Here is a 9,908-nt window from a genome sequence, read left to right as displayed (position 1 = left end):
GGGTGAAGCCGAGGCGATCAAGGGCCGCACCGACGCGATCCGCCAGCAGATCGAAGTCACCACCAGCGATTACGACCGTGAGAAGCTCCAGGAGCGTCTCGCCAAGCTCGCCGGCGGCGTGGCCGTGATCAAGGTCGGCGGCGCCTCGGAAGTCGAGGTGAAGGAGCGCAAGGACCGCGTCGACGACGCGCTGCACGCGACCCGCGCGGCCGTTGAAGAAGGCATCGTCCCCGGCGGCGGCACCGCGCTGCTCTACGCGACCAAGGCGCTGAACGGCGTCGAGGGCGCCAACGAGGACCAGACCCGCGGCGTGGACATCGTCCGCAAGTCGCTGACCGCGCTGGTGCGCCAGATCTCGGCCAATGCCGGTCATGACGGCGCCGTGGTCTCGGGCAAGCTGCTCGACCAGGACGACACCTCGTTCGGCTTCAACGCCGCGACCGACACCTATGAGAACCTGGTCTCGGCCGGCGTGATCGACCCGACCAAGGTCGTCCGCACCGCGCTGCAGAACGCGGCCTCGGTCGCCGGCCTGCTCATCACCACCGAAGCGGCGGTGAGCGAGCTGCCGGAAGACAAGCCGGCGATGCCGATGGGCGGCGGCGGCATGGGCGGCATGGGCGGCATGGATTTCTGACCTGATGCGGCCTGAGCTAAGCCGAGGCTTAGCTCAGGACTCGCACAGGTCCGGCCGGCGGGTCGCCCTGAGCTTGTCCAAGGGCGAACCCGTCCGACGCGCCCCGGCTTTGCCGAGGCGGGACCCAGACCACCCGGCCACTCGGCTGAACAAAGAAAGGGCCGGCGGAGCGATCCGTCGGCCCTTTTCGCATTCCGTCACCTCAGCGGATGCTGGGCCTCGTGCGGCAAGCGCACACCTATGAGGAGAGAGGCCCCAGCCTGCGCTGGGGCGACGTGCATCGGTAATTCCTTCGCCGCTTCCCGAAATTTAACGCTTCGCCGCTAGTTGCCCGACGACTGGTGTGGGAACGGTGATGAACGCGGCGACAGCCATCGACACGAGCACAGCGCAAGCAATCCCGGCGCCACGCGTCGCCACGCCCGCCGAATTCCTCCCCCTCGGCCCGGTCTCCGCCACCTTCGCCGCGGAGTGGGACGAGCTCGCAGCCCACGCCGCCGAACCGAATGTCTTCGCCGAGCGCTGGTTCGTCGCCGCCGGCGCCGCGCACCTCCATCCCGGCCCTGACGGCCGCCTGCTCGCCGTTCGCGACGCCGGCCAGCTGATCGGCCTGCTCCCGCTCGCCACCGAGCCGCGCTACGGCCGCCTGCCGTTGCGCCATGTCGAGAACTGGCTGCACTATCACTGCTTCCTCGGCGGCCCGCTGCTCCGCCGCGGCCATGAGCGGGCCGCCTGGACCGCGATCCTCGAAGCGCTCGACGCCGACCCGCGCGCGACCGGCCTGCTTCACCTCACCGGCCTGGTCGAGAACGGCCCCGTCCATCGCGGCCTGCTCGCCGCCGCGAACCGCCCCTGCGACACCGTGCATTGCATCGAGCGGGCGCTGCTCGAAAGCGACCTCTCTCCACAGGCCTATTACGAGGCCACCGTCCGCAAGAAGAAGCGCAAGGAGATCAAGCGCCTCCAGTCGCGCCTCGCCGAGCTGGGCGCGGTGACCACCCGCACGCTGGAAAGCCGCGACGACCTCCCCGCCTGGATCGACACCTATCTCGCGCTGGAGCAATCGGGCTGGAAGGGCCGCAGCGGTTCCGCGCTCGCCTGCGCGCCGCACACCGCCGCCTTCTTCCGCGACGCGCTCATCGCCGCGTTCGATGCCGGCAAGCTCGAGCTGCTCCGCCTCGACCTCGACGACCGCCCGCTGGCGATGCTCGTCAACTTCCTCGCCGCCCCCGGCTCCTTCTCGTTCAAGACCGCGTTCGACGAGGAATTCGCCCGCTTCTCCCCGGGCGTGCTGATCCAGCTCGAGAATCTGAACATCCTCGACCGGCCGGAGATCGCCTGGATGGACAGCTGCGCCAGCGCCGACCATCCGATGATCGACAGCCTGTGGGGCGAGCGCCGCGCGATCGTCCGCGTCACCCTGCCCCTTGCCGGCTGGCACAGCCGCGCGCTGTTCCACGCCGCCCGCGCCGTCGAGCGCGCCGCCGAAACGCTGCGCGCCCGCCGCCAGCGCCCATCCGCGCCTCCGGAGACCGAAGAATGAACGCCCCCGCCTCCCGCCTCGTCCCCGGCACCGTGTTCGACACCGGCGCACGCGAGCGCTTCGCCGGCCTCTATCCCGAGCAGCCCGGCAAGATCGCCCATGGCCTCACCGGCCACCCGCTGTTCGAGCTGGAATCGCTGGTCGCGCTGTCGCAGCGCATCCGCCCGGTCGATGTCGAGCAGAACCTCGCCGACCTGCCGATCGAGGTCGATCCGTCGACGGTGCGGCACAACGGCCTGTCGGTCGCGGACTCGATCCGCTCGATCGAGCAGAATGGCTCATGGATGGTGCTCAAGTTCGTCGAGCAGGACGCGATCTACCGCCAGCTGCTCGACAAGATCCTCGACGAGCTCGAACCCGTCGTGCGTTCCCGCACCGGCGCGATGCTCAAGCGCGAGGCGTTCATCTTCGTCTCCTCGCCCAACGCGGTCACGCCGTTTCATATGGACCCCGAGCACAACATCCTGCTCCAGCTGCGCGGCACCAAGACGATGACGTTGTTCCCCGCCGCCGATCCCGAGCTGACGCCGGGCGCGCTGCAGGAGGAGTTCCACCGCGGCGCCCACCGCAACCTGCCCTATCGCGACGAGTTCCTGCCCAAGGGCCAGCCGATCGAGCTCACCCCCGGCGAGGGCCTCTACGTGCCGGTCAAGGCGCCGCACTGGGTGCAGAACGGCCCGGCGACCTCGATCTCGCTGTCGGTCACTTGGCGCTCGGAGTGGAGCTATCGCGAATCCGACGCGCACGCCCTCAACCGGCTGCTGCGCAAGGCGGGTCTCAGCCCGGCGATGCCGGCGCGCCATCCCGGGCAGAACCTGATCAAGGCCTATGCGTGGCGCGCGCTCGCCAAGGCGCGGCGCCTGACCGGAACCGCCGAGCCGGAATGAGCGCCGCGCTGCCCCTGAGCGCCGCGAACGCGACCGACGCGCGAATCCTCGATTCGCTCGACGCTCTCGCGCGCGACGCGGCCGGGGCGATCGACCGCGCGGCGCAGCCCGGCTTTTACGACCGGCACGGGTGGCTCGCGCTCACGCACGCGCACATCTACCCCGGCGAGCCGCTCGCCATTGCGTCGGCGCGCGAAGTCGCGGATGCGATGTGGCTGCCCCTGCGCGATTGCGGATCGGGCCATGGTCGCGCGCTCGCCAGCTGGTACACGCTCGCCTTCGCTCCCCTGTTCGCGCCGGGCGCCGATCCGGAAACCCGCGCCCGCCTGCTCGGCGAGACCGCGCGCCTGCTGCGCCGCCGCTTCGACACGCTCAGCCTGTGGCCGCTCGAAGCCGAGGTCGCGGCGGAGCTCCAGCACGCCTTCCGCGCCCAGGGCTGGCTCGCCGCGCAGCATGTCGAGGCCGCCAACTGGGTCGCCGACACCGTGGGCCTCGATTTCGACACCTATTGGGCGAACCGCCCGTCGAAGCTGCGCAACACCGTCCGCCGCCGCACCAAGAACTCGCCCTTCACGACCGAAGTGCTCGACCGCTTCGACGACGCCGCGTGGGACGCGTACGAGGCGATCTACGCGCAGAGCTGGAAACCCGACGAGGGCGCCCCCGCCTTCCTCCGCGCCGCCGCCGAGGCTGAGGGCGAAGCCGGTACGCTGCGCCTCGGCATCGCCCGCCGCGACGGCGTCCCCGTCGCCGCGCAATTCTGGACGGTCGAGAACGGCACCGCCACGATCCACAAGCTCGCCTATCTCGAAAGCGAGCGCGAGCATTCGCCCGGCACCCTGCTCTCGGTCGCGATGTTCCGCCACGTGCTCGACCGGGACCGCCCGGCGGTGATCGACTATGGCAATGGCGACGAGCCCTACAAGGCCGAGTGGATGGACCGCCGCCGCGAACGCTTCCGCCTGCGCCTCTACAATCTGCGCAGCATCGGCGGCCTGTCGCGCGGCGCGGCAAAGGCGGCGCGTGCCGCGCTGCGGCGGATCGCGGGGTAGGGTTTGCCAGACTGAGCTTGAATCGTGCTCCGCGCTTGCTCGTTTTGAACGGACAGATGCTAAAGCTTCTCCGCCGAGCTGCCCTCCGGGCCCGGCCCCATCACGTTGAGCACGAACTCGCGCATCAGCGCGGCGCATTCCTGCGGGTGCGTCTCGAGCATCTCGTGACCGCTGTCGAACACGTGCATCTCGAGCCGCTCGAGCTCGCGATGATAGGCGAGGATCTCCTCGATCTCGTAATAGACGTCGTGCCGGCCCCATAGCAGCAGCGCGGGTGGCTGGTGCGCGCGATGATAGGCCGAAATCTCCGGGAAGCGCGCGACATAGTCGCCATAGCTCTCGAAGATGCGGAACTGGATGTCGATCAGCCCCGGCCGGCTCATCCGCGCCCAGTCGAGATGCCAGCTCTCGGGCGCGTAGAGCGGTTTCAGGCGGTCGGGGATGCCGCCGACATATTCGTCGCGCACGCCGTCATAGTTGAGCCAATCCTGCAGCTTGGCGCGGTTCTCCGGCGTCGGGTCCGTCCAATAGGCCTTGTTGGGGTCCCATTGCGCCCCCAGCCCCTCCTCGTGGCAATTGCCGTTCTGGATGATCAGCCCGAGCACACGCTCGGGCCGCGCCAGCGCGAGGTGATAGGCGACCGGCGCCCCGAAGTCGTAGACATAGAGGAAGCATCGATCGATCCCGAGCGCCCGGGTCAGCGCGTCGATCGACGTCGCCATGTTGGCGAAGCTGTAGTCGTAATCCTCGGGCACCTGCGTGAAGCCGAAGCCCGGCATGTCGGGCGCGACCACGCGCGCGACCTCGGCGAGCGGGCTGATCACATCGCGGAAGCTGTAGGACGAGCTGGGGAAGCCGTGGATGAGCAGCACCGCGGGCGCGTCCTCCCGCCCAGCCTCGCGATAGAAGAGCGTCTGGCCGTCGATTTCGATCGTGCGATGCTTGGCCTTGTGTACGTCCAGCATGGGCATCTCCTTTCTCGAATCCCCCGCCAACGCGCGGTCGCGGCAGCAAGTTTCCCGGCTGCCCGGGTTGCAATGTCGCAGCGGGTTTGCTTGCGTCCCCGGCGAAGACGGGGGGACGTGCCATTCGCTTGCCGAACTTGCGGCGCCATGCAGGCCTGGGACCAGCCGGCGATCGGCCGCTGGCGGACATGGCCGTGCTCGCCGCGCTGGCGCTCGCGCTGTTCGGCGCATTCTTCCACTGGCAGATCCTCGACATCGGCAATGTCGCCTGGCTGCTGCGCGGCACCGACAATGGCGAGAACGCGCTCGGCCTCCACGCCTGGCTGCACGATCCTGCGCCGGGGTTCCTGCACACACACCTGCTCAACGCGCCCGAAGGCGTCGGCCTCCTGTTCACCGACAGCAATCCGCTGCTCTCGGCGCTCGTCTTCCCGTTGCGCGGCCTGCTGCCCGCCGACGCACAGGTGATCGGCTGGTGGCTGCTCGCCTGCTTCTTCCTCCAGCTGTTCTTCGCCTGGCTGCTCCTGCGCCGCCACGCGCCCAATGCGCTCGCCTTATGGTGCGGCGTGCTGCTGCTCGCGGCGCTGCCGACGCTGTTCAACCGCATCGTCCATGTGAATTTGATGGCGCACTGGCTGATCCTGTGGGCGCTGTGGCGCTTCACCGATCCCGCGCGCGCCCGATCGAACAAGGGCTGGGCGGTGCTGATCGCCGTCACCGCCTTCATCCATTCCTATCTGCTGGTGATGGTCGGCGCGATCTGGGCGAGCGCGATGCTCGAACGGCTATGGACCGACCGCAAGGGCGCGCCCCGCCTCCTCGCCGAATGCGCCGCGATCCTCGTCATGGTCGGCGCGATCGCGTGGAGCCTCGGCGTGTTCGAGCCGCACTGGCCATCGGGCAATTACGGCGCCTTCGCCATGCCGCTCGACGCGTTGTGGAACCCGGGGGTCGAGACCTTCTCGACCTTCCTCCCCGCGATCGAGCAGCGTCCCGGCCGCGGGTTCGAGGGGTTCCAGTATCTCGGGCTCGGCCTGCTGATCCTGCTGCCGCTTGCCGCGGTGCTCGCGCGCCGCCTGCCGCGTCCGGCGCCCGACGCGCCCGACGGCCTCGCGCGGCTCAAATGGCTGGCCCCGGCGCTCGCTGTCCTCACTCTGCTCGCGATTAGCACTTATCCCGACATCGCCGGGCAGCGACTCCCCCGGCTTCACCTCCCCAGCGACCTCGCCATCGCGCTCGACGCGGTCCGCGCTTCGGGCCGGCTGTTCTGGCCGGTCGCCTATGTGCTGGTGTTCGCCGGCATCCGCATCCTCTACCGGCTCGAGCCGCGCCGCGCGGGCCTCGTCGTCGCCGCGCTCGCCGTGGTGCAGGCGGCCGATCTCGCGCCGATGGCGATGTCGATCCGCGCCCAGAGCGCCGAAGCGCGCGGCGCGCCGCTCCATGTCCGCACCGCCTCGCCCGAATGGGACGGGCTGGTCGCGCAGGCGAAGGACATCGCTTTCATCCCGGGCGACGTGACCAAGGGCCTCGGCGTCTTCCAGGAAGTCGCATGGCGCGCGGCGAAGGCGCGGGTCCCGGTCCGTGCCGTCTACGCCGCCCGCCCGTCGCTCGCGAGCAACGCGCGCCAGAACGCCGAGACCGACGCCTTCCGCCGCGGCGAGGTCGTCCCCGGCCGCCTCTACATCCTGATCGACGGCGAGCCGATCCCGCCCCCGCTACTCGCCCGCGCGCGCCCGCTCGACGGGGTGACGATCGTGTTCGAGCCCTAGGCTCCCTTCTTCATCGCTTCGATGATGCGCTTGACGTCCTGGCTGCGCCCGCGCGGCAGGATGAGCACGTCGTCGCCATCGGCGACCACGATCAGGTCGGATACGCCGACCAGCGCGACGCGCTTGCCTTCGCCGGCGCGCACCAGGCAGTCGGCGGTGTCGATCGCCACCACCTTGCCGCGGCAGGCGTTCCCAGCCTCATCGCAGTCGCTGATCGCATGCAGCGCGTCCCAGCTGCCGACGTCCGACCAGCCCATGCTCACCGGCACCACCGCGACGCGCTCGGCCTTCTCCATCACCGCATAGTCGATCGAGTCCGACGGCGATCGTGCGAACTCGGCGGCGTCGGGCAGGACGCGCGTGCCTTCGCGCACCGCCCGGTCCATCGATGCCCGCGCCGCCGCCAGCATGTCCGGCGCGAAAGCGGCGAGCGCCTCGAGATAGGCATCGGCGCGGAACAGGAAGATGCCGCCGTTCCAGGCATGGTCCCCGGCGGCGAGCATCGCCTCGGCCACCTCGCGCTGCGGCTTCTCGACGAAGCGCTGCACGCGATGCACGCCGCCGGCGATCGCCTCGCCGACCTGGATATAGCCATAGCCGGTCTCGGGCGCGTCGGGCGCGATGCCGAACGTCACCAGCCATCCCGCTTCCACCGCCGGCATCGCGGCATGGATCGCGGCATGGAAGGCCTCGACGTCGCCGATCACATGGTCGGACGGCATCACCAGCAACGGATCGCCGCCCCCGCCCGCGGCCAGCGCCGCCAGCGCGATCGCCGGCGCGGTGTTGCGGCCCATCGGCTCGAGGATCAGCGCCTGCGCGCGCGCCTCGACCGCGCCGAGCTGCTCCTCGACCATGTCGGCATGCAGCGCGTTGGCGACGATGATCGGCGCGGCGAAGCGCTCGCCCGCGGGCGTGCGCCGCGTGGTGAGCTGGAGCATCGTCTCCTCGGCGGTCAGCGCGAGCATCTGCTTGGGCCGCTCGGGCCGCGACATCGGCCACAGCCTGGTCCCCGAACCGCCGGAAAGGATGACGGGGACGATCGGCTTGGGGTCGGTCATGTGGATCTCCTGACGGCGCGCTCTACCCGCGCGCACTCGTCCCGCCAAACACTTATCGCGGCAAGGATTTCCCCGCGTTCAGCATTTCTTCGTCAATTTCGCCGACACGGGCGCACGGTGTCGGATTTGTTTACACTCGCCGTGTAGGAATTGGCCGTCATGATCCGCCTGTTCAAACACTATATCCCCAACGCGGTGCTGCTGCTGGCGCTGTTCGACATCGTGCTGCTGTTCACCGCGGCCGAGTTCGGCTGGATCTATCGCGCGCACCAGATCGGGATGAAGGTGGAGCCGATCCACACCCGCATCCTGCAGATGGCGAGCTTCGCCGCCAGCCTCGAGGTCGCGATGATGGCGGTCGGCGTCTATGGCGCGGATTCGCTCCAGTCGATCCGCGTCGCCACCGCGCGGCTGCTCGTCGCGGTGTCGCTCGGCACGATCTTCCTGTCGGTGATCTTCTTCCTCGTCCCCGCGCTCACCTTCTGGCGCTCGAACCTGCTCTACGCGATGCTCGCGGCGCTGGTGTTGCTGTTCGTGCTGCGCCTGCTGCTCGGCAAGACCCTGGGCAGCCAGGTGTTCAAGCGCCGCGTCGTGGTGCTCGGCGCCGGCGCGCGCGCCGAACGCCTCAAGGCGCTGTCCAAGAAGCCCGGCGCCGGCTTCGTCGTGGTCGGCTATGTCGCGATGAGCGAGCCGGGCCGCACCATCCCCGAGGCGATCGCGCGCGACGCCATCTACAACCTCGCCGATCACGTCGTGCTGCTCAACGCCAGCGAAGTGGTGCTCGCACTGGAGGAGCGCCGCAATGCGCTCCCGCTCAAGGACCTGCTGCGGATCAAGACCACCGGCGTCCATGTCAACGAGATCTCGACCTTCCTCGAGCGCGAGACCGGACGCGTCGACCTCCAGTCGGTCAACCCGAGCTGGCTGATCTTCTCGGACGGCTTCTCCTCGGGCCGCATGCTGTCGAGCCTGTTCAAGCGACTGTTCGACATCGTCGCCAGCCTGCTCCTGCTCGCGCTCACCCTCCCGCTGATCCTGCTCGGCGCGCTCGCGGTGAAGCTCGAGAGCCGCGGCCCGGCCTTCTACCGCCAGCGCCGCGTCGGCCTCTACGGCCAGGGCTTCGACATCATCAAGCTGCGCTCGATGCGCCAGGACGCCGAGGTGGCCGGCAAGGCCGTCTGGGCCGAGAAGGACGATCCGCGCATCACCCGCGTCGGCCGTTTCATCCGCAAGGTGCGGATCGACGAACTGCCGCAATGCTGGAGCGTACTCAAGGGCGAGATGAGCTTCGTCGGCCCGCGCCCCGAACGCCCCCAGTTCGTCGAGGATCTGGAGCAGCAGATCCCCTATTATGCCGAACGTCACATGGTGAAGCCGGGCATCACCGGCTGGGCGCAGATCAACTATCCCTATGGCGCGTCGATCGAAGACAGCCGCCACAAGCTCGAATACGACCTCTATTACGCGAAGAACTACTCGCCGTTCCTGGACGTCCTGATCCTGCTCCAGACGCTCCGGGTGGTGCTCTTCCCGGACGGGGCGCGCTGATGTTTGGCGCTCGCCGCTCGCCTGGCACGGCACTCTAAATGGTCGCCACATTGATCCTCTGGGGCCACGCGCTCGCGGCGCTGCTGTTCGGCGCGCTCGGCCTGTGGGCGCTGCGCCGCGCCGAGCCGGGCGTGCCGCGCAAGCCGCTCGCCGCCGCGCTCGCGCTGACCGCGCTCTGGGCGCTCGCCGTCGCCGGGATCGGCGAATCGGACCTCGTGACCAAGATCGCCGAGGGCGGACGCAACCTCGCCTGGCTCGGCTTCATGATCGTGCTCCACCGGCGCAGCGGCTCCGAACGCCCGCCTGCGGCGATCGGCACCGTATATGGCGTGGTCGCGGTGGTGATCGTGATCGCGCTGGCGCTTCACGTCATCGCCGTGGCCGCGCCTGAGGCCACCGCGGATGCCACCCGCGCCGCGCTGCTGCTGCGGATGATGGTCGCGGTC

General features: G+C 69.5%; 8 protein-coding genes and 1 pseudogene. 7 read left to right on the top strand and 2 right to left on the bottom strand.

The window, feature by feature from the left end:
• From ABDV68_RS15875 to ABDV68_RS15860, 4 genes are all read left to right on the top strand, one after another.
• A partial coding sequence (locus ABDV68_RS15875; protein ID WP_343521075.1) for a TCP-1/cpn60 chaperonin family protein occupies nucleotides 1–637 on the top strand: 637 nt, incomplete at its 5' end.
• Nucleotides 638–992: 355 nt separating this feature from the next.
• Nucleotides 993–2,180 carry a GNAT family N-acetyltransferase gene (locus ABDV68_RS15870; protein WP_343521074.1) on the top strand — a complete coding sequence of 396 codons (1,188 nt, stop codon included), beginning with the start codon at nucleotides 993–995 and terminating at the stop codon, nucleotides 2,178–2,180.
• Complete coding sequence (locus tag ABDV68_RS15865; RefSeq protein WP_343521073.1) at nucleotides 2,177–3,067, top strand: cupin-like domain-containing protein; 891 nt, start codon at nucleotides 2,177–2,179, stop codon at nucleotides 3,065–3,067. Before ABDV68_RS15870 ends, ABDV68_RS15865 begins: the two co-directional genes overlap by 4 nt.
• Nucleotides 3,064–4,119: a GNAT family N-acetyltransferase gene (locus tag ABDV68_RS15860; RefSeq protein ID WP_343521072.1), complete on the top strand. Its 1,056-nt coding sequence runs from the start codon at nucleotides 3,064–3,066 to the stop codon at nucleotides 4,117–4,119. The genes ABDV68_RS15865 and ABDV68_RS15860 overlap by 4 nt, the downstream gene beginning before the upstream one ends.
• A gap of 59 nt (nucleotides 4,120–4,178) precedes the next feature.
• Here ABDV68_RS15860 and ABDV68_RS15855 read toward each other — a convergent pair whose 3' ends face one another.
• On the bottom strand, nucleotides 4,179–5,084 hold the full coding sequence (locus ABDV68_RS15855; protein WP_343521071.1) for an alpha/beta hydrolase: 906 nt from the start codon (nucleotides 5,082–5,084) through the stop codon (nucleotides 4,179–4,181).
• Nucleotides 5,085–5,272: 188 nt separating this feature from the next.
• Here ABDV68_RS15855 and ABDV68_RS15850 point away from each other — a divergent pair, with 188 nt between their 5' ends.
• Entirely contained in the window at nucleotides 5,273–6,853 is a 1,581-nt protein-coding gene (locus tag ABDV68_RS15850) for a DUF6311 domain-containing protein (RefSeq protein WP_343521070.1), read from the top strand.
• Here ABDV68_RS15850 and ABDV68_RS15845 read toward each other — a convergent pair.
• Entirely contained in the window at nucleotides 6,850–7,914 is a 1,065-nt protein-coding gene (locus tag ABDV68_RS15845; protein ID WP_343521069.1) for a mannose-1-phosphate guanylyltransferase/mannose-6-phosphate isomerase, read from the bottom strand. The two genes, ABDV68_RS15850 and ABDV68_RS15845, sit on opposite strands and share 4 nt — an antisense overlap.
• Before the next feature lie 159 nt (nucleotides 7,915–8,073).
• On the opposite strand from ABDV68_RS15845, the gene ABDV68_RS15840 reads away from it, so the two are divergent.
• Together ABDV68_RS15840 and ABDV68_RS15835 are read left to right on the top strand one after the other, a co-directional pair.
• The gene (locus tag ABDV68_RS15840) at nucleotides 8,074–9,462 is read left to right on the top strand and encodes a TIGR03013 family XrtA/PEP-CTERM system glycosyltransferase (protein ID WP_343521068.1); all 1,389 of its coding nucleotides are present in this window, start codon (nucleotides 8,074–8,076) and stop codon (nucleotides 9,460–9,462) included.
• Between the two features lie 38 nt (nucleotides 9,463–9,500).
• Nucleotides 9,501–9,908 (top strand): annotated as a pseudogene (locus ABDV68_RS15835) (PEP-CTERM system histidine kinase PrsK); the annotation flags it as partial.

This window comes from Sphingomonas sp., from assembly GCF_039595165.1.
Classification (GTDB): Bacteria; Pseudomonadota; Alphaproteobacteria; order Sphingomonadales; family Sphingomonadaceae; genus Sphingomonas.
Note: the sequence above shows the minus strand (reverse complement) of the source record. Positions and strands in the feature narration are given on the sequence as shown.